The organism is Xanthomonas sp. NCPPB 3442 (assembly GCF_056725145.1).
Map to the genome: position 1 here is coordinate 3506259 of NZ_CM161514.1, position 19150 is coordinate 3525408.

Here is a 19150-nt window from a genome sequence, read left to right on the forward strand (position 1 = left end):
GGGAATCGGGAATCGTAAAAGCGGAGTCTGCAAGGTCTGCTGATTGCGAGCTTGAGAATCGCCGCACCCGACATCCACACAGCGATTTGCGCTTGAGAGGCTGACAAAACATATTGGAAACACGAACCGATGAGGGATGCGCGAACAGCGCGCTCTCAAGCCCCTCTCCTGCGGGAGAGGGGCTGGGGTGAGGTCGGGGCGAAGCTCTGGTGTGGTTGTCGCTGCACGTGGCTTCGCTCGTACCCTCATCCGCCGCTGCGGGGCACCTTCTCCCCCCATGAAGGAGGACAATGTCCCGGTGGGAGAAGGGACATCCGGCACAGCTTCAACCAACTCCAATCCACCATCCACGCCCCAATGCACCTGGCCCTGTTCGACTTCGACCACACCATCACCACCTGCGACAGCTATGGCCGTTTCCTGCGCAAGGTGGCAACGCCGGCGCAGGTTGCGGCGGCCAGATGGCAGGCGGGGCCATGGGTGCTGGGGTTCCGGATGGGCGTGGTGTCTGCCGCCGCACTGCGCGCGCGGGTGACGCGACTGGTTTTCAGCGGCCGCTCGCTCGATGAGATGGACGCGCATGGCGCCGAGTACGCGCGCACCGCGCTGCCAGGCATGCTGCGCGACGAGATGATGCAACGTATCGACTGGCATCAAGCGCAGGGACATGAAGTGGTGCTGGTGTCGGCATCGCTGGATCTGTATCTGCAACCGTGGTGTACCCAGCATGGGTTGTCGCTGATCTGCAATCGGCTGGAACACGCTGCAGATGTGCTGAGCGGGCGCTATGCCGACGGCGATTGCGGGCCGCACAAGGTCGCGCGGATTTGCAGTCAATACGACTTGCATCGGTACGACTGCGTGCACGCCTATGGCGACAGCCGCGAAGACAAACCGATGCTCGCGCTTGCGCAACAACGCTGGTATCGCGGGCATCTGCTGCACTGAAATGGCCGCGACGTCCGCCCCTGCACCCGATCTGGTCGAACGCCTCGACCGCCTGCTGCCGCAGACCCAATGCGGGCAATGCGGGTATGACGGCTGTCGTCCGTACGCGCAGGCGATGGCAGATGGCCAGGCGACGATCGATCACTGCCCGCCCGGCGGCGATGCCGGGGCACGCGCCTTGGCGCAGGTGCTGGGCGTGCCTGCACGTCCCTACGATCGCAGTCGCGGCGCACACAAACTGCCGCAGGTGGCCTGGATCGTGGAAGCCGACTGCATCGGCTGCACCAAGTGCATCCAGGCCTGCCCGGTGGATGCCATCGTCGGCGGCGCCAAGCATATGCACACGGTGATCGCACCGTTGTGTACCGGTTGCGAACTGTGTCTGCCGGCGTGCCCGGTGGATTGCATCGAGTTGCATCCGACCGGCTGAGGCGGCGGTCAGCGCGATACCGCGTCCAGTCGATGCCTGCATGCTCATGGATTGGCGCGCAGTCCAGCATGACCACCAGCTGCGAAAGGCAGATTTCGAACTGCGCGACAGGCAGGCGATGCCCCGATCGATCAGTGGCCTGCGCATGCAGGTTGGAAGGCCGGCACCAAGAACATCGACACCCCCGCAAGCGGGTTGGCATTGATCCGAATCTCCGGGTTACAACCGCGTTTGGCTGCGCGCCAGTCGCATGCGCATGCAAGCGTGTGCCACCGACATGTCGATGCGCCACGCTGCGGACCGGTGGCCGCGAGCCACCGCGGACTGCGCGACCTGATCGTGCCGCGCGCGCATGCGCCCACCGTTGGAAACGTTGCACTACGCGCGCGCCGTGGCATATGCCACCACGCTTGCCGTCACTCTCGCTCCCATGGCGGCAAGACCACCGGTTGCCACACGAGGCCGTGCCGCTGCAGCACTGTCGCCAACCACTCCCAAGCCAGCCACGCCAGCGCCCACCACCGCGCCGTCAGGAACGTCCTGACGCAGCCGGCGCATCCGTGCTGCGGCCGCGCCCGTATTGGTAGGCACCCCATCGAGGATCTGCCGATGCGTCCACTTGCCGCCACCCTCGCCGCGCTCACCGTCCGTTGCCGGCCGATTCGGCCGTTGTTGCTGCTGGTACTCGGCAGCCTGCCGCTCGGCGCAGGCGCGGTGACGCGGGTGGACGGCGATGCCTTCGATGGCGACAACGGCGCGTTGCGGTATCGCGAGTCGCACTGGTTGCTCGACGATGGCGGGCGGCTGGTGCTGTACCGCTGCCCGGACGGGCGGGCGTTTGCGCGCAAGCAGGTCGACGGCGGCGGCAGCTCGCCTGATTTCAGCCTGATCGATGGACGCGACGGATATCGCGAAGGCGTACGCCAACGCGACGGCGTCCGCGAAATGTACCAGCTCGCCCCGGGCAAACCCGAACGCCGCACCACGCTGCCGTCTGGCGGCGGCGCGCGGGTGATCGATGCCGGGTTCGACGCCTACCTGCGCGAGCACTGGGACGCCATTGCGCGTGCGCCGCAACAGGTGGACTTCGTGCTGCCCAGCCTGCAGCGGCAGTTGGGCTTCCGGGTCGAACGCCTGGGCGATGCTGCCGGCCAGCGGCGCTTCCGCATCAGCCTGGATGCCTGGTATGGGGCGGCAGTGCCATCGCTGGAGGTGCGTTATTCGCTCGCCGACAAGCGGCTGCTCGAGTTCCGCGGGGTCGGCAATCTGCGCGATGCGAACGGCCGCTATCCGCGCGTGCGCATCGTCTTTCCGGACACCCCCGCGCGGACGGCCAGTGCCGAGGAATTGCGCGACGCGCGCGAGCAGCCGCTGGCCACCTCGTGCAGCGCCCCATGAACCACGCCCGCGCCATCTTCACGTCCGACCACGCGCGCTTGCGTACAACGGCCCGGGCACCCATTCCCCCTACAGGAGCACCGCCGTGGCAAAAGCCTATCTCTGGATCAATGCAGTGCTCTACGTCGTCCTGGCGGTGTGGTGCACGCTCTCTCCGGCCAAGACCGCAACGGCAGTGGGCTATACCCAGCTCTCGCCGGCCGGGCAATCGGAGTATCTGGTCATCTACGGCGGGCTGCAGCTGGGCATGGCGTTCCTGTTCGGCTACTTCGCCTGGATCGACCAAGCCCGCACCGGCCTGGTGGTCGCCCTGGCGTTCTATGTTCCCATCGTGCTGTTCCGCAGCGTCTCGCTCTCGCGCTTGTGGCCGGTCTCCGCACCCACTGTTGCGCTTGCCGGGGTGGAGATCCTGTTGTTGCTCGCCGCGGTGCTGCTGTGGTTCCAGCGCAAGTGAAAGACACGCTCGGCCCAGTCCGGTAGCATCGCCCCCACCTCACCCAACGCCCGACCGCATGAGTGCCATTCCTGGCCACGACGACGATGAGACCGGACGCCTGCTGACCGCCACCGCGGGCGGCGACCGGCATGCTTTCGAAGCGCTGTATCGGCAGACCTCCGCCAAGCTGTTCGGCGTGTGCCTGCGGATGATCCCGCAACGTGCCGAAGCCGAAGAGGTGCTGCAGGACGTGTTCACGCTGATCTGGCACAAGGCCGGACAGTTCGACCCGAACCGCGCACGCGGGCTCACGTGGCTGGCGATGATCGCGCGCAACAAGGCCATCGACCATCTGCGCGCCAACGCGCCGCAGCGCCGCAACGTGGCGCTGGACGATGCCGGCGAACTGCGATCCAGCGATGCCTCGCCGCTGGATCGCACCGAGCGCGCCAGCACGCGCCGGCGCATCGATCACTGCCTGGCCGAACTGGAACCGCCACGCAGCGAGTTGATTCGCACGGCGTTCTTCGAAGGCATCACCTACGAAGAACTCGCCGCGCGCACCGATACGCCGATCGGCACGGTCAAGAGCTGGATCCGTCGGGGTCTGGCCAAACTCAAGGCATGTCTGGAACGATGAGTACGCCCTTTCCCATCGACCAGGAACCGCCACGCGACGTGCTGGCTGGCGAATACGTGCTTGGCCTGTTGAGCGCAGAAGAACGCCTGGCGGCCGAACAACGCATTGCCACCGACGGCCAGTTCGCCCAGGCAGTGCTGCAGTGGCAGGAACTGCTGGCGCCGCTGCTGGAGGAAATCGTGGCGCAGACGCCACCGGATCAGGTGTGGGTACGCGTACGCCAGGCGCTGGGCTTCGATACGCCCTTGCGCGCGGTGCCGTCTGCAGCGCCGGTCAGCACGACCGCGCCCGCGGCCCCGTTGTGGAACAACGTGCGGTTCTGGCGCTGGGCCAGCGTCGGCGGCCTGGCCACTGCCGCGGTCTGCGTGCTCGCCCTGCTCAACGTGCGCACGCCGCCGGCACCGGTGCAGCCGCCGTCAACCGGCGAAGTGGTGCAGACCCCGGTCACCCCGCCTGCGACCAATCCACCTGCCGCGACCGGGATCGCCATGACCTCGACCCTGGCCACCGAAGACGGTCGCCCGGGTTATGTGGCCTTGATGGACGCCGACAAGCACACCATCACGGTGACGCCGCTGGACCGCACCGCCACCGCCGACAAGGTGCCGGAGCTGTGGCTGATCACCCCCGACGGCAAGGCGCATTCGATGGGCACCTTCGACGATCAACGTGCACGCCGTGCGCAGATTCCCGATCAGTTGATGCCCATGTTGAGCAACGAGGCCATTCTGGCCGTCACGCTGGAGCCGCCGGGTGGCGCGCCCGGTGGCGTTGCCACCGGCACCGTGGTGGCCAAGGGCGGCATCAGCACGCTGGCGATGGCTCCCTGATCCAGCGCGCCTAACCTCGCCTGCGGGCACTCGCAGGCGGGGCTCTGCAAAACAGCCTCATCCGCGCCGGACGTCCCTGGCGCGGGCAATGTGTGCGCAGCTGCGCGATTCATTCGCGACGCCAAGCGAACCCCACCCATGCGTGCGACGATCAAGCGGGCTGGTGCATCTGTTTGCCGGCGGCGTCCGTACTGGGTCACGACTACTTATGGAGAATCACGCGTGCCGAGCACTGGCCTGGACCCTCACGCCGCAGCGCCCCAGCCCGCCACCGCACCACCGCGTGGCGGCCTGGCCGCACGCGTCGGCAGTCTGCGTCGCTGGGTGGATTCGCAAGCCGACGAGCCCCTGGACGAAGCGCGTGCCGATCGCATCGACTGGCTACGTGCCGTGCCCTTCATCGCCCTGCACCTGGCCTGCCTGGCGGTGTTCTGGGTCGGTGCATCCTGGTTCGCGGTGGGCATGGCGGTGGCGCTGTACGCGCTGCGCATGTTCGCCCTCACCGGCTTTTATCACCGCTACTTCTCGCACCGCGCGTTCAAGACGTCGCGCGTACTGCAATTCGTCTTTGCCGCTATCGGGGCCACCTGCGTGCAGCGCGGGCCGTTGTGGTGGGCGGCGCATCATCGCAACCACCATCGGCATACCGACACCGGCCGCGATCCGCATTCGCCGGCGCAGCACGGCTTCTGGTGGAGCCATACCGGCTGGTTCCTGACCCCGCGCAATTTCCGCACCGACTGGGAAGTGATCCCCGACCTACGCCGTTTCGCCGAACTGCGCTTTCTGGACCGCTTCGACATCGTGATGCCGGTGCTGCTGGCGCTGGGGCTGTACCTGCTCGGCGACTGGCTGGCAGTGGCTGCGCCCGCGCTGAAGACCAGCGGTGCGCAGTTGCTGGTGTGGGGCTTTGTGATCTCCACCGTGGCGTTGTTCCATGCCACCTTCACCATCAACTCGCTGGCGCATCGTTTCGGCAGCCGGCGCTTCGACACCCGCGACGACAGCCGCAACAACTGGCTGCTGGCGTTGCTCACCTTCGGTGAAGGCTGGCACAACAATCACCATTTCTTTCCCGGCTCGGCGCGCCAGGGACTGCGATGGTGGGAATACGACGCGACCTGGTACGGACTCACCGCGATGTCGTGGGTGGGGCTGGTGTGGGACCTCAAGCCGATGCCGAAGCTGCTCACCCAGCGCGCCGAACGGGTGAAACAATGAGCGAGGGCAGGATTGCCGTGGTCGGCAGCGGAATCGCCGGCCTCGGCGCGGCGTGGCTGTTGTCGCGGCGCTACGAGGTGACCCTTTTCGAGGCAGCCGATTATCTGGGCGGGCATACGCACACGCACGACATCGAGCTGGAGGGGCAGCGTTACGCGGTGGATAGCGGTTTCATCGTGTTCAACCCGCAGCATTACCCGCTGCTCACGCGCATGTTCGCCGAGCTGGACGTGGCCGCGCAGCCGACCACGATGAGCTTTTCGGTCCACGACGCGCGCAGCGGGCTCGAATACAACGCCGGCACCTTGAACGGGTTGTTCTGCCAGCGCCGCAACCTGCTCAGCCCGCGCTTCTGGGGCATGCTGGCCGACCTGCGCCGCTTCTATCGCCAGGCACCGGCGGTGCTGCACAGCGACGAGCGTTTCAGCACGCTGGGCGCGTATCTGCAGCGGCACGGCTATTCGGATGCATTCCGCGACCAGCACCTGGTGCCGATGGCGTCCGCGCTGTGGTCCTCGCCTTCGCAGACCATTCTCGAGTTTCCGATGGGCCAGTTGATCGGCTTCATGGCCAATCACCACATGCTGCAACTGAGCGGGCGCCCGCAGTGGCAGGTGGTGCGGGGCGGGTCCAACAGCTATGTGCGTGCGCTGCGGCGGCGCTGGCAGGTGATCGAGCGCCTGTCCACGCCGGTCCAGGCAATCCGCCGCACGCCCAATGGCGTGGTGCTGAAGGCCTCGCGTTGCGAGGAACATTTCGACCACGTGGTGCTGGCCTGCCATGCCGACGATGCGCTGGGTTTGCTCAGCGACGCTACGCCGGTCGAACGCCACATCCTCGGTGGCATCACCTACCAGGACAACGACACCGTGCTGCACACCGATGCCAGCGTGCTGCCGCGCGACCGGCGCGCCTGGGCAGCATGGAACGCGCACGTGCCGGCCGACCCGGATGCCGCCTGCACGGTGAGCTACTGGATGAACGCACTGCAGTCGATCGCGTCACCGCAGCCGTTCATCGTCAGCCTCAATCGCAATCACGAGATCGACCCGGGCAAGGTGCTGCGGCGCATGCGCTATCGCCACCCGGTGCAGAACGCCGCAGCAGTGGCAGCACAAGCGCGCAAGGCCGAGATCCAGGGTGTGCAACACACCTGGTTCGCCGGGGCCGCATGGGGCTTCGGTTTCCACGAAGACGGCCTGCGCAGCGGCGTGGACGTCGCGCATGGCCTGGGAGTGCATTGGTGATGCAGTTGCTGCGCGACGCCCACCACGACGCGGTGCCGTTGCCCCCTGCCGAGGGCAGCGGCGCCGGTCGCGTGGAGGCGCCGTTGCGCAGCGCGATCTACACCGGCTGGGTGCGGCACCGGCGCTTCATGCCCAAGGCGCTGCACTTTCGCCATCGCCTGTTCCTGATGTACCTGGATCTGTCCGAGCTGGATCAGGTGTTCGCACGACGCTGGTTGTGGTCGGTGGGGCGCGCCAACCTGGCGCAGTTCCGGCGCAGCGACTATCTGGGCGATGCGCGCATTCCGCTGGACCAGGCCGTGCGCGACTGCGTGCAGACGCACACCGGCGAGCGCCCCGAGGGCGCGATCCGGCTGCTGACCCATCTGCGTTACTTCGGCCACGTGTTCAACCCGGTCAGCTTCTACTATTGCTTCGATCGCCACGACGGCCTGCGCTGGATCGTGGCCGAAATCACCAACACCCCCTGGCAGCAGCGCCACACCTACGTGCTGCCGGTCGCGCAGGCGCGCACGCATCGCGACGTGCATGCGTGGCGCTTCGACAAGCGCTTCCACGTTTCGCCGTTCATGGGCATGCAACACCGCTACGACTGGCGCTTCAGCGTGCCGGATGCGCAGTTGCGCGTGCACATGGATGTGCTGGACGCCGTTGGCGACGATGCTGGCGGTGCCCTCGACAACAGCGGCACGCGCCGCTTCGACGCCACCCTGGTACTGCAACGTCAACCGCTCACCGCGCGCAACCTGGCGCGCACGTTGCTGGCTTATCCGTTGATGACGGTGTGGGTGGTGATTGCCATCCACTGGCAGGCCTTGCGCCTGTGGCTGCGCGGCAACCCCGTCCACGACCACCCTCACCCGCCTGTGCGAGAACCCCGATGAACGCCACGTCCCTGCCCGATCACGCTGCGCCGCGCGCGGCTTCCTGGACGGACCGCCTGCTGCGCAAGCGCCTGCTGGCCACGCTTGGGCAATTGCGTGACGGGCAGCTGCAGCTGCATGAAGCCGGCACCGTCACCACGCTTGGCACGGCCACGGGCGCGCAGGCCTTGCAGATGCAGCTGCGCGTGATCGACCCCGGCTTTTATCGCCAGGCGGCGCTCAACGGCAGTGTCGGTGCAGGCGAGTCGTATATGGACGGGCAGTGGCAGTGCGACGACCTGGTGGCGTTGATGCGGCTGCTGCTGCGCAACCGCGAGCGGCTGGACGCGATGGAGACCGGCACCGCACGTCTGGGCGGCTGGGCCATGCGCAGCCTGCATGCGTTTGCGCGCAATACCCGCAGCGGCAGCCGGCGCAATATCGCCGCGCACTACGACCTGGGCAACCCGCTGTTCAAGCTGTTCCTGGATGAAAACCTGATGTACTCGTCGGCGATCTTTGTCGACGGCGAAGAGGCGCAGGGGGAGGCGGCACTGGAGCGCGCGGCGACCCGCAAGCTCGAACGCATCTGTCAGAAACTGCGCCTGGCGCCGCACCATCATGTGCTGGAGATCGGCACCGGCTGGGGCGGCTTTGCGCTGCACGCCGCACGCGAACACGGCTGCCGCGTCACCACCACCACCATTTCGCGCGAGCAGTTCGAACTGGCCAACCAACGCATCGCCGCGGCAGGCCTGAGCGATCGGGTGACGGTGCTGTTGCACGACTACCGCGACCTGGAAGGCCGCTTCGACCGCGTGGTCTCGATCGAGATGATCGAAGCCATCGGCCACCAGTATCTGGACACCTACTTCGCCAAGGTCGGCAGCCTGCTGGCCGACGATGGCGAAGCGCTGATCCAGGCCATCACCATCGAAGACCACCGCTACAAGCAGGCGCTGCACTCGGTGGACTTCATCAAACGGCATATCTTCCCGGGCAGCTTCATTCCTTCGGTTGCGGCGATGACCGGCGCGATCGCGCGCGCCAGCGATCTGCGCCTGTTCAATCTGGAAGACATCGGCCCGAGCTATGCGCTGACCTTGCGCGCGTGGCGCCAGCGCTTCATGGCGCAGTTGCCGCAGGTGCGTGCGCTGGGCTACGACGAGCGCTTCATCCGCATGTGGGAGTTCTATCTGGCCTATTGCGAGGCCGGCTTTCTGGAACGCTCGATCGGCGATGTGCATTTGTGGCTGAGCAAACCCGCTGCACGCCCGCCGCAGTTCGTGCCTGGCCTCACTGCCGGCGCATGAAGCAGCTCGGCAACTACCTCGGCCTGCAGGTGCTGTGGCTGGTCGCGGTCGGTTCCGCTGCGCATGCGCGCATCTGGCCGACGCTGCTGGCGCTGGCGGTCTTCGCGCTTTACCAGCTGTGGCCTTCGCGACGCGCGCCCGGCGACGTGCAGTTGATGGTGGCGGCCTTGTCGCTGGGATTGCTGCTGGACACCACGCTGGCAGCGGGCAATTGGGTGCGCTACGCCGCGCCGTGGCCGGGCAGCCTGCTGGCGCCGCCGTGGATCCTGGCGTTGTGGCTGGGCTTTGCGCTCACCCTCAACCATTCGCTGGCCACGGCAATGCAGCGGCCGTGGCTGGCGGTGCTGCTGGGCGCGATCTTCGGGCCGTTTTCGTACTGGCTGGCGCAACGCAGCTGGCACGCGGTGGAATTTCAATCGCCTTACCTGCATGCCGTGCTTGCCGTGGGCATCGGCTGGGGCGTGGCCTGCGGCGTGTTGTCGCTATATGCACGCCGGCTGGCGCGACCATTACCCGATGACCCCACTGGAGAACTGCAATGAATGCCTGGCCGCTGCTGCATGTGGGCGTGTTCGCAAGCGTGGTGATGGTGATCGGCTGGCTGTGGCAGCGTCGCAGCGGCAACGCCGGCCCGGTCGATGTGTTGTGGGCGGGCTGCCTGGCGGTGGCTGCGCCGTATTGTGCGTGGATGTCCGAGGGCGCACTGCTGCCGCGCGTGCTGGTGGCGGTGCTCGGGGGCGTGTGGGGGGCGCGTCTGGCGCTGCACCTGGGCGTGCGCGTCTTCGGCGACCCGCATGAAGACGGCCGGTACCGCGCGTTGCGCGAACATTGGAACGGCAGCCAGAGCAAGTTCCTCGGTTTTTTCCTGGCACAGGCCGGGGTGGTGGTGCTGTTCGCGGTGCCGTTCCTGGCCGCGGCGAGCAACCCAAACGCGGAATGGAGCGCATGGACAGGCATCGCGATCGTCGTGTGGTTGATCGCGGTCGGTGGCGAGGCGTTGGCGGACCGGCAGTTGTCGGCGCACAAGGCCAACCCGGCCAATCGCGGCAAGACCTGTCGCGCCGGGCTGTGGCGTTATTCGCGTCACCCCAATTATTTTTTCGAGTTCGTGCACTGGTTCGCGTATCTGGCGCTGGCCGTCGGTGCCGGCCCGTGGCCGGTGGCGCTGTGCGCGCTCGGGCCGGTGGTGATGTTCGTGTTTCTGTATCGCTTCACCGGCATTCCTTACACCGAGCAGCAGGCGCTGCGCTCGCGTGGCGAGGACTATGCCCGGTACCAGCGCAGCACCAGCGCGTTCTTTCCGCTTCCCCCTTCGTCCTGATTTGCCTGGAGAGTTGCATGTCTACCGTTATCGTCCCGCCCTCCGCGCAGCCCGAAGAAGCCTTCGCCACGCGGCTCGCCGAATCCGGTGTGCTGCCCGACGCCGTCTTGCGCCGCGGCATCCGTCGCCTGTGCGCGCAGCGCCTGCGCGATGAGCGCGGCAACGATGCCGATGCCAACGGCGAGCGGCAACGCGCCTTCATCGACAGCCTGCGGGCCAGCGCGATCGCGATCGAAACCGATGCGGCCAATCGCCAGCATTACGAATTGCCGCCGCAGTTCTTCACCCTGTGCCTGGGCCGCCGGCTCAAGTACAGCAGCTGCTACTGGGATGCCACCACGCCCAATCTGGATGCCGCCGAAGAACGCATGCTGGCGCTGTACGGCGAGCGCGCCGAACTGGCCGATGGTCAACGCATCCTGGAACTGGGCTGCGGCTGGGGCTCGTTGACCCTATGGATGGCCGAGCGCTATCCGAACGCCAGCATCACGGCGGTGTCCAACTCGCGCCCGCAGCGCGCGCATATCCTGGAGCAGTGCCGCGTGCGCGGGCTGAGCAACGTGCATGTGATCACTGCCGACGTCAACGCGCTGACCCTGCCACCGGGCGACTTCGATCGCGTGGTGTCAGTGGAAATGTTCGAGCACATGCGCAACTACCGCGACCTGCTCGCACGCGTCGGCAGCTGGCTGGCATCGGGCGGCAAGCTGTTCGTGCACATTTTTTGCCACCGCGATCTGGCCTACCCGTTCGAAGTGGCCGGCGAAGACAACTGGATGGGCCGGCATTTTTTCACCGGCGGGCTGATGCCGGCGGCCGACACCCTGCTGCACTTCCAGCAGGATGTGGTGATCGAACAACGTTGGCTGCTGTCGGGCGAGCATTACGAGAAGACCGCCAACGCCTGGCTGGAAAACCAGGACCGCCACCGCGACCAGATCATGCCGCTGTTGAAGCAGACCTACGGCGACGACGCGCAGCGTTGGTGGCAGCGCTGGCGGATGTTCTGGCTGGCCTGCGCGGAATTGTTCGGCTACGACCACGGCCGCGAGTGGGGCGTGGCGCATTACCGCTTCGTCAAACGTTGATTGCACCGCCGGCAGTCGTTGCGAACATGACTGCCGGCCACCATGCACCGCGCGTGCTTGCGCGCACTTCGATAACCGCGCAGCAGTCACTTGGTTGCGCTGAAGCGCTGCGTGAAATCGCGCGTACCGCTTCAAGCGCCGCACCCAGTGGCGCGATCAACCCGCCGCAGCGGTCACCACGATTTCCACTTTCCACTCCGGCCGCGCCAACTTGGCTTCAACGGTGGCACGGGCAGGCGTGAAGCCGTGCGGCACCCACTCGTCCCAGGCCTTGTTCATGCCATCGAAATCGGCGATGTCGGCGAGGAAGATCTCTGCACGCAGGATCTTGGTCTTGTCGCTGGCCGCCAGCGCCAGCAGCTTGTCGATCTCGCCCAACACCTGGCGGGTCTGCCCGGTGATGTCCTGGCTGGTGTCCTCGGCAATCTGGCCGGCCAGGTAACACACGCCGGCATGGACGGTCATTTCGGACATACGCGGACCCGCATCGAATCGCTGCAGCATTTCAGGCTTCCTACGGTTGATTGACCCCTGCATTGTCCCGCGAATGCGGCAGACGTGCAGCCCCGTCGCGCTCGCAGCGCGCCAACACGGTGCCCGCGCGCACCATCCAGGCCACGATCAGCACGATGGCGATCTTCTGGCTGATGCCCAGGGGTGCGCTGGTCACGGTGACATGGAACAGCAACACCGCAAACGCTGCCCAGCCCAGCAGGAAGGCCGAAGGAAAGTGTGCACGCCACCGCACATCGGCCCGGAAGTACCACGCCTGCAGCAATACCGCGGCAATCACGCACAGAAACGTCGTATCCGCCGACAACACATGCACCATCGCGGCCGCCTCCGGCGCCAGCTCGGGCATCCAGCTGTCTCCGATCGAGACCATGCACAGCCCCACTGCCGCCATCCAGAACAAGCCCAGCACGGTGCGGCTGCGCGCGGCCGGCGCCAACGCCGCATACAGCCCCAGCGCCAGCCACGCCATGCTGGCGGCCAGCAGGCAGTAGGCGGTGCGCAGCAACAGGCCATACGGACCGTGCAGATAGGCGCTCAGTTGCGCATCCACCCACCAGAGATCGCGGCGCAGCCATTGCAACACCAGCACCAGCCCGATGAAGACCATGCCAGCGGCGGCGGCGATGCGGCCGGCGTGGCCGCTCCAGCGCGGCGGCATGGCCCGCGCGTGCGGCGCAAACGTTGGGGAATCGGGTGGAGTGCGCATCAGCAGCCTGTCTGCCTTCCAACTGTCATGGCTGTCCTGTCGTGTTCGTTCGGCACGCGTGTGCGGCTTTGCCCTATGATGCGCGCGGCCGGCCCGCACGGACACTGTGTCGGTACGATCGAACCACGCGTTCACTGGATGTCGGCACCTTCGCAACCACGCTGCATGCACCCTCAACCCGACCGGCCCATGCATTGCAAACGCGCGCGCGGCACACCTCGTGCATGCACCCTCCTTCCCTTTCAGCAGATCCCGTTGCCCTCATGACGGATACCCCCGCGTCTTCCGAAACGTCCGCCAGCGGTTGGCGTCGCGCCTTGCCGGTCATCATCAGCCTGGCGATCCTGGCGATGGCCCTGCATGCGCTGTCGTCGCAGTTCACCGACCACGGCTACCGCCAGATCCGGCACGCATTCCGTGCGCTGGGCGCGGGGCAGATCGCACTGACGCTGCTGCTCGGCCTGAGCAGCTACGCGTGCCTGGTGGGCTTCGACTGGGTGGGGCTCAAGCGCACCGGCAAGCAGCTGCATCCGGCACGGGTGGGCATCACCGCCTTCATGGCGCATGCGGTCGGGCAGACATTGGGCTTTGCCGCACTCACCGGCGGCGCCGTGCGCCTGCGCGGCTACGGCAGCGTGGGCCTGACCCTGGCCGAGATTGGCCAGGTGGTGCTGATGAGCACCCTGGGCTTCATCTTCGGGGCCTGGGTGCTGCTGGGTCTGGCATTGCTGCTGGAACCGGAAGCGGCCGCGCGCGCGTTGCCGATCACTGCGCAGGCCATCCGCATTGCCGGCATCGCCCTGCTGGTCGGCTACAGCGCCATGCTGGCGCTGGTCGGCAAACAGGGCCGCGAGTTCGGCATCCGCACCCACCGGTTCTGGTTACCGGACCGCACCACGGTGCTGGGCGTCACCGCACTGAGCGTGGTGGAACTGGGCCTGGCCGCGGCCGCGTTCTACGTGCTGCTGCCGCCGGACCCCGGTACCGGCTACTTCGGCTTCATCGGCATCTGGCTGGTGGCCGTGGTGGCCGGGCTGATCTCCACCGTGCCGGCCGGCCTGGGCGTGTTCGAGTGGAGCCTGCTCAAGCTGCTGCCGCACGTGACTCCCGCCGCGGTCCTGGCCGCGGCGCTGGCCTACCGCGTCACGTACTACATCGTGCCACTGCTGATCTCGGTGGCCATGGCGGCCGCCTCCGGGCTGCGCGCGCCGGTACGCGTCGGCGCCAGCACCGCGCGCACCGTGTGGAAGACCCTGCGCCCGTGGCTGCCGCAGATTCTGGCGTTGGCGGTATTTGCAGTGGGTGCCGCGCTGGTGATCGACGGCACCCTGCCGACACCGCGCGCGCGCCAGGAAGTGGCGCCGCTGCCGCTGATCGAAACCTCGCATCTGCTGGTCAGCCTGGGCGGCATGATGCTGCTGCTGATCGGCCAGGGCCTGCAGCGCCGCAGCCATGCGGCCTGGGTGCTGGCGCTGGGCGTGTGCTTGCTGCTGCCGCCGTTGGCGCTGCTGCGCGGCAGCCATATCTCGGTGTCGTTGTCGGCGGCGCTGGCAGCGGTTGCGCTGTGGGCGGCGCGACGCGAGTTCTATCGCCAGGGCGCGCTGCTGGACGAAGCCTGGTCGTGGCGCTGGCTGAGCAACCTGGGCCTGGTGCTGGTGGCCACGTTCTGGCTGCTGTTCTTCGTCTACAGCCATGTCGAATACAGCAACGATCTGTGGTGGCAGTTCGCCACCTCGGCCAATGCGCCGCGTGCATTGCGCGCCGCGCTGATCCTGTGCGTGGGCGTGATCGTGTTCGGCATGGCGCGCCTGCTGCGTGGTGGGCGCAGGCCGATGCCGGCGGCCGATGCGCAGACGCTGCAGACGCTGGCACCGATCCTGGCCACCAGCACCGATACCCAGGCCTGCCTGGCGCTGACCGGCGACAAGGCGTTTTTGTTGGATGAGCAGCGCCGTGGCTTTGTGATGATGCAGCGCTATGGGGGTTCGTTGATTTCCATGGGCGACCCGGTCGGTCCGCCGGAGGTGGCGTGCGCGCTGATCTGGCGCTTCCGCGAAGAGGCCGACCACATGGGCCTGCGCCCGGTGTTCTACCAGGTCGGCGAACGGTACTGGCAGACCTATCTCGACATGGGCCTGACCCTGGTCAAGCTGGGCGAAGAGGCGATCGTGCCGCTGGAGGGTTTCACCCTGGAAGGCCGCGACCGCGCCGACCTGCGCCAGGCCTGGAACCGCGGCAAGCGCGGCGGCCTGAGCTTCCGCATGCTGCCGCCCGAACAGGTGGAGGAGGTATTGCCGCGCCTGGCCGAGGTGTCGGAACAATGGCTGGAAGAAAAATCCGGCGAAGAGAAAGGCTTTTCGCTGGGCAGCTTCGATCCGGATTACCTGCGTCGCTTCCCGGTGGCGGTGGCCGAGGTCGAAGGCCAGATCGTGGCATTTGCCAACGTGTGGTGGGCACCGGCCGGCGGCGAACTGTCGGTGGACCTGATGCGGCACAGCGCGCAGGCACCGAAGGGCACTATGGACTTCCTGTTCATCGAGTTGTTCCTGTGGGGCCAGGCCAACGGCTACACGCGGTTCTCGCTGGGCATGGCACCGTTGTCGGGCCTGGCCGAACATCGCCTGGCCGGGCGCTGGAACCGCTTCGCCAGCCTGGTCGCGCGGCACGGCGAGCGTTTCTACGGATTCAGCGGTCTACGCCGCTTCAAGTCGAAGTTCGCCCCGACCTGGCGTCCACGCTATCTGGTCGCCCCCGGCGGCATGCATCTGCCGGCCGCCTTGCTGGATGTCACCCGCCTGATCTCGGCCGATCCTGGGCGGCAGGAGTAAGCCCGCGCGCGACGCTGGCGCCGAACATGCAGGTCCGGCCGCCTTTGCTGGCGCCCACCGGAGCGGATTGACAACGCAGGAGCACGCCGTTTCCGGCAATCCTGGTGTGCGGAGCAGCGGTCGCAGACCGTGAAAGCGCGGTGCCACCTCCGCGGGCCAGCGCATGTGGGGCGGCATGGATGCCGCCATCGAGCTTCCAAGGATGGATTCACAGCGTGTCGCGATTCCGGACCCGGCACCGTGCCGCCGACCAGGACACGGTCGGCGCACTCAGATCAAACACTGTCCGGCCTTACGGCTTCGACAGCGTGTGCAACTGGTCCATGATCGTCTTGGCCAGGGTCGTGTAATCGCCCTTGAAATGGTGATCGCCTGGCAGTGCGACCCGCTTGGCCACGTTTGCGGGCAGGTTCGGGCAAAGCGCATCGTCGTCGTCCTGGCCGTAGATGCACACCGTCGTGCCGGCCGGCAGACGCTGGATCTCCGGCGCGATCGGCAGGCCCTCGTCGTCCGAGCCCAGCCAGTTGCTGACGTGGAACTCGTAGTCGGCCAGCTTGCCGACCGACAGCAGCGCCGTCATACGCAGGTTCTGCTTGGTCGCAGCGGGCAGTTTATTGATGGCCGCCGGCAGCACGTCGGCGCCCTGCGAAAAGCCGATCAGTACCACGCGCTGGCGATCCCAGCGCTGCGCATAGATGCGGGCAATGCGATCCAGGTCGTCGGCAAAGCCTTGCGGGGTGCGTTCGGTCCAGAAGTAACGCAGCGAATCCAGGCCGACCACCGGAATGCCTTGCGCGGCGAGTGCATCGGCCACCTCTTCGTCCAGGCCTGCCCAACCGCCATCGCCGGACACGAAGATCACGAAGGTGTCGTCGTCGCTGTCGCCATCGGGCTTGGCCGGCAGTTCCACCACCGGCAGATCCGCCAGACCGCCCGGCGGCGGCGGCAACGCCACGCCCTTCTGCTCGCCCAGCGAACGCACCGCGGCGCGCAGGCCGGGCAGGATGTCGCCTTTGGCAGAGCGCCGGAAGGTTCGCGCCTGCGGCACCTGCTTGAGGAAACCCTCTTCGGCAGCCGCCGGGCAGCGTTTGTCCTGGCTGGCGGCAAGCACCCAGGGAATCTGCAACGGCACCGGCAACAGCGTGTTGGTCCCGGGGCGTACACCCGGCTGGCAGATTGCCTGGTTGGACACGGTGGCCGGGCAGAGCCCGTCGGTGAGCACGCCGGCCAGGACGTGCGGCTTGGCCTGAGCCGCGATCGCGTAGGCCAACGCGGCGCCCTCGCCATCGCCCACCAGCAGCGGCAGACGATAGGTGGGGATGTGATAGAAGGCCTGCACGTAACGCGAGAAATTTTCCACGTCGCCGACCGAGAACGTGCAGGTGCCGCCAGCCTTGCGCAGCACTGCGTACAGGTGCGCGGTGTCCACCACCGCCACCATCGCACCGTCGGCGCGCAGGCTTTCTGCCTGGGCCTGGCGCTTGGCGGCATCGCCCGCACCGGCCAGCCAGATCACCACCCGTTGCGGCTCGCCCTTGGGCATCAGCACCGGCACCTGCTCGAAACGGCCGTGGCTGACCGGTTCCGGCGCCTGCGCGGCGGCCATGCCCGACAGCGTCAACATCGCCGCGCCGCAGAGCGCGCTCCACATTTCAAGTCGTCGCATGTCGCACCATCGGGAAAAGTGGTTCAAAGATAATCGTTCCGGACTGCAGCGCGAAGCGCAGGACCTGGCTCATTGCGCCTCGGGGCGGCTGACCGCCGGCTGGCGCGCTTCCCACGCTGCCAGGGCCTGGCGGTAACGCGTCAGCTCCTCGGCATACAGATCGTGCACGCACAGCGGGCAGCCGCTCTCACAGCATTCGTTGGGCGCAGGCGGCTGCGGGGCGATCGGGCGTGGGTCTGGGCGGGAAGCAGCGCTGTCGTGCATGCGGCCATTGTAGCGTGCGCATCGGACTCAGCCGGACATGCAGCCGGGCCGGGGCATGGCCGCTCAGCGCCCCAGCCGCCGGCGCAGATTGGCGCGCGCCGCGGTGTCGTAATGGGTATGGAAGTAGTCGCTCAGGAAGATGCGCGGCTGCTTGAGCACACCGGCCAGGAACCGGCGGCGATTGACCCGGAACAGCACGCTGGGCACGTGCCCGCGATACTCCTCGGCGATGGCCTGATCGTAGGCATCGAATACCGCCGCGGGCGCGGCCAGGATCGCCATGTCGCAGTCCAGGAACAGCGCGGCGTCTTCATCCACGTCCTGCGGCTGCACTTGCCCATGCCGGGCCGTGAGCAGGATCAGCGCCTGCACCCGCTCGACATCCACCCGCGCCTGCGGCCACCAGCGCGGGATGGCTTCGGCCGCCATCAGTGCCGATTGCGCCTCGTTGTCACGGCGTCCGGGCTGATACACCGCATCATGGAACAGCACCGCCAGCCAGACTTCTGTCGGCTGGCGCCAGCCCGGCCCGGCCGCGACCTCGGCGTAGTGCTGCAGCACCGCGCGAACGTGGCCGAAGTGGTGGTAAGCGCGCGGCGGGGCGGCATAGGCCTGTTCGAGCGCGGCCAGGTGGTCGGCGTGCAATGGCAGTGGCGTGGCGATGTCCATGTCCGCAGGCTACCGCGTACGCGCGGCCATGCACATCAGCGCAGCGACCAGCGGCCTTCGATCTGGTAGCGCGACTGGCCAAGAAAGCTGCGCACCAGCGCGAAGTCGCGCACGGTCCAGGCAAGCGCATCGCAGCGCCGCTGCGGCACCGCCTGATTGCAGTACAGCAGCGTCATGTGCGGCGTGTATTGCGCATCGCCGGCAATGCCCACATGCGCCAGCTGCTTTCCCAATGCGCCCTGCAGCTCGTAAAGCCCACGCACCTGCTCTTCGCCACGCAGCACGCAGGGAAGTTGCGAGCGCCTGCCGCCGAAGGTGCCGACGCGATCGAACTCCACCTCGAACGCGTCCATTTGCACGCGCGTCGCGGCCTGGCTGGCGCGGCTCACCAACGATGGCGGCAGACCACCGGCGTAATCGCCCAGATGATGCAGGGTCACATGCAGCCGTTCGCGCGCAAGCGCCTTGCCTTGGGCGTGCCCGCCTTGCAACAGGCGGTCGGCAATGCGCGCTGCATGCTCGGCAGTGGACGTATCGGCCATCACCGCGAAAAACAGACGTTCGGTGGTCTTCTCTTCTCCAAGCCCGAGCGACAGCTGTGCCTCGGCCGATGACAGATACAGGAACTGTTGCTTCATGGGTGGATGCCACGACCGCGCAACGCGGGCCTGCCTGAAGAAGGGCGGCGGATACTAGCAGACCCAACGCGTGCCGGACATGCCGGCATGCATGCGCGGGTGTGGAACCTCTTGCATTGCGTGGAACT

20 protein-coding genes are annotated in these 19150 nt (G+C 67.1%); 14 read left to right on the plus strand and 6 right to left on the minus strand.

Going from position 1 to position 19150, the window contains the following annotated elements:
* Positions 1-357 precede the first annotated feature (357 nt).
* From AC1POX_RS15135 to AC1POX_RS15195, 13 genes are all read left to right on the plus strand, one after another.
* Positions 358-948, plus strand: coding sequence for an HAD family hydrolase (locus AC1POX_RS15135; RefSeq protein WP_031421821.1), 591 nt, complete (start codon positions 358-360; stop codon positions 946-948).
* 1 nt (position 949) lies between these two features.
* Positions 950-1378, plus strand: coding sequence for an Rnf electron transport complex subunit RnfB (gene rnfB, locus AC1POX_RS15140; RefSeq protein WP_008578248.1), 429 nt, complete (start codon positions 950-952; stop codon positions 1376-1378).
* 609 nt (positions 1379-1987) lie between these two features.
* Positions 1988-2776 (plus strand): hypothetical protein, encoded by a 789-nt coding sequence (locus AC1POX_RS15145; RefSeq protein ID WP_031425292.1) that lies wholly within the window; start codon positions 1988-1990, stop codon positions 2774-2776.
* Positions 2777-2861: 85 nt separating this feature from the next.
* Complete coding sequence (locus tag AC1POX_RS15150) at positions 2862-3230, plus strand: hypothetical protein (RefSeq protein WP_008578245.1); 369 nt, start codon at positions 2862-2864, stop codon at positions 3228-3230.
* Positions 3231-3288: 58 nt separating this feature from the next.
* Entirely contained in the window at positions 3289-3852 is a 564-nt protein-coding gene (locus AC1POX_RS15155; protein WP_008578244.1) for a sigma-70 family RNA polymerase sigma factor, read from the plus strand.
* Entirely contained in the window at positions 3849-4682 is an 834-nt protein-coding gene (locus AC1POX_RS15160) for an anti-sigma factor (RefSeq protein ID WP_008578243.1), read from the plus strand. Before AC1POX_RS15155 ends, AC1POX_RS15160 begins: the two co-directional genes overlap by 4 nt.
* A gap of 222 nt (positions 4683-4904) precedes the next feature.
* Complete coding sequence (locus AC1POX_RS15165) at positions 4905-5903, plus strand: acyl-CoA desaturase (protein WP_218505398.1); 999 nt, start codon at positions 4905-4907, stop codon at positions 5901-5903.
* Positions 5900-7150, plus strand: a complete 1251-nt coding sequence (locus AC1POX_RS15170; protein ID WP_372356347.1) for an NAD(P)/FAD-dependent oxidoreductase — start codon at positions 5900-5902, stop codon at positions 7148-7150. Before AC1POX_RS15165 ends, AC1POX_RS15170 begins: the two co-directional genes overlap by 4 nt.
* Positions 7150-8034, plus strand: coding sequence for a DUF1365 domain-containing protein (locus AC1POX_RS15175; RefSeq protein ID WP_008578240.1), 885 nt, complete (start codon positions 7150-7152; stop codon positions 8032-8034). Before AC1POX_RS15170 ends, AC1POX_RS15175 begins: the two co-directional genes overlap by 1 nt.
* A complete protein-coding gene (locus tag AC1POX_RS15180; RefSeq protein ID WP_008578239.1) occupies positions 8031-9326 on the plus strand; it encodes an SAM-dependent methyltransferase in 1296 nt (431 codons plus the stop codon). Before AC1POX_RS15175 ends, AC1POX_RS15180 begins: the two co-directional genes overlap by 4 nt.
* Positions 9323-9868: a DUF2878 domain-containing protein gene (locus AC1POX_RS15185; protein ID WP_008578238.1), complete on the plus strand. Its 546-nt coding sequence runs from the start codon at positions 9323-9325 to the stop codon at positions 9866-9868. The genes AC1POX_RS15180 and AC1POX_RS15185 overlap by 4 nt, the downstream gene beginning before the upstream one ends.
* Positions 9865-10647, plus strand: coding sequence for a DUF1295 domain-containing protein (locus AC1POX_RS15190; RefSeq protein ID WP_008578237.1), 783 nt, complete (start codon positions 9865-9867; stop codon positions 10645-10647). Before AC1POX_RS15185 ends, AC1POX_RS15190 begins: the two co-directional genes overlap by 4 nt.
* A 17-nt stretch (positions 10648-10664) precedes the next feature.
* Complete coding sequence (locus AC1POX_RS15195) at positions 10665-11735, plus strand: SAM-dependent methyltransferase (protein ID WP_372356348.1); 1071 nt, start codon at positions 10665-10667, stop codon at positions 11733-11735.
* A gap of 156 nt (positions 11736-11891) precedes the next feature.
* Here the strand turns inward: AC1POX_RS15195 and AC1POX_RS15200 are convergent, their stop codons facing one another.
* Both AC1POX_RS15200 and AC1POX_RS15205 read right to left on the minus strand, forming a co-directional pair.
* Positions 11892-12239, minus strand: a complete 348-nt coding sequence (locus tag AC1POX_RS15200; protein ID WP_008578235.1) for a RidA family protein — start codon at positions 12237-12239, stop codon at positions 11892-11894.
* Between the two features lie 10 nt (positions 12240-12249).
* Positions 12250-13128 (minus strand): DUF998 domain-containing protein, encoded by an 879-nt coding sequence (locus tag AC1POX_RS15205; RefSeq protein WP_318658815.1) that lies wholly within the window; start codon positions 13126-13128, stop codon positions 12250-12252.
* A gap of 92 nt (positions 13129-13220) precedes the next feature.
* Between AC1POX_RS15205 and mprF the strand changes: the two genes are divergently transcribed.
* Positions 13221-15785, plus strand: a complete 2565-nt coding sequence (gene mprF, locus AC1POX_RS15210) for a bifunctional lysylphosphatidylglycerol flippase/synthetase MprF (protein WP_031421814.1) — start codon at positions 13221-13223, stop codon at positions 15783-15785.
* A 292-nt stretch (positions 15786-16077) separates the two neighbouring features.
* Here mprF and AC1POX_RS15215 read toward each other — a convergent pair whose 3' ends face one another.
* The 4 genes from AC1POX_RS15215 to thpR all read right to left on the minus strand — a co-directional run bounded on the left by AC1POX_RS15215 (position 16078) and on the right by thpR (position 19022).
* Positions 16078-17451: a virulence factor gene (locus AC1POX_RS15215; RefSeq protein WP_031421813.1), complete on the minus strand. Its 1374-nt coding sequence runs from the start codon at positions 17449-17451 to the stop codon at positions 16078-16080.
* Positions 17452-17520: 69 nt separating this feature from the next.
* Positions 17521-17715, minus strand: a complete 195-nt coding sequence (locus AC1POX_RS15220; protein WP_008578230.1) for an oxidoreductase-like domain-containing protein — start codon at positions 17713-17715, stop codon at positions 17521-17523.
* A 63-nt stretch (positions 17716-17778) separates the two neighbouring features.
* Complete coding sequence (locus tag AC1POX_RS15225) at positions 17779-18384, minus strand: HD domain-containing protein (protein ID WP_372356349.1); 606 nt, start codon at positions 18382-18384, stop codon at positions 17779-17781.
* A gap of 35 nt (positions 18385-18419) precedes the next feature.
* Positions 18420-19022 (minus strand): RNA 2',3'-cyclic phosphodiesterase, encoded by a 603-nt coding sequence (gene thpR, locus AC1POX_RS15230; RefSeq protein WP_136732507.1) that lies wholly within the window; start codon positions 19020-19022, stop codon positions 18420-18422.
* Between the last annotated feature and the right edge of the window lie 128 nt (positions 19023-19150).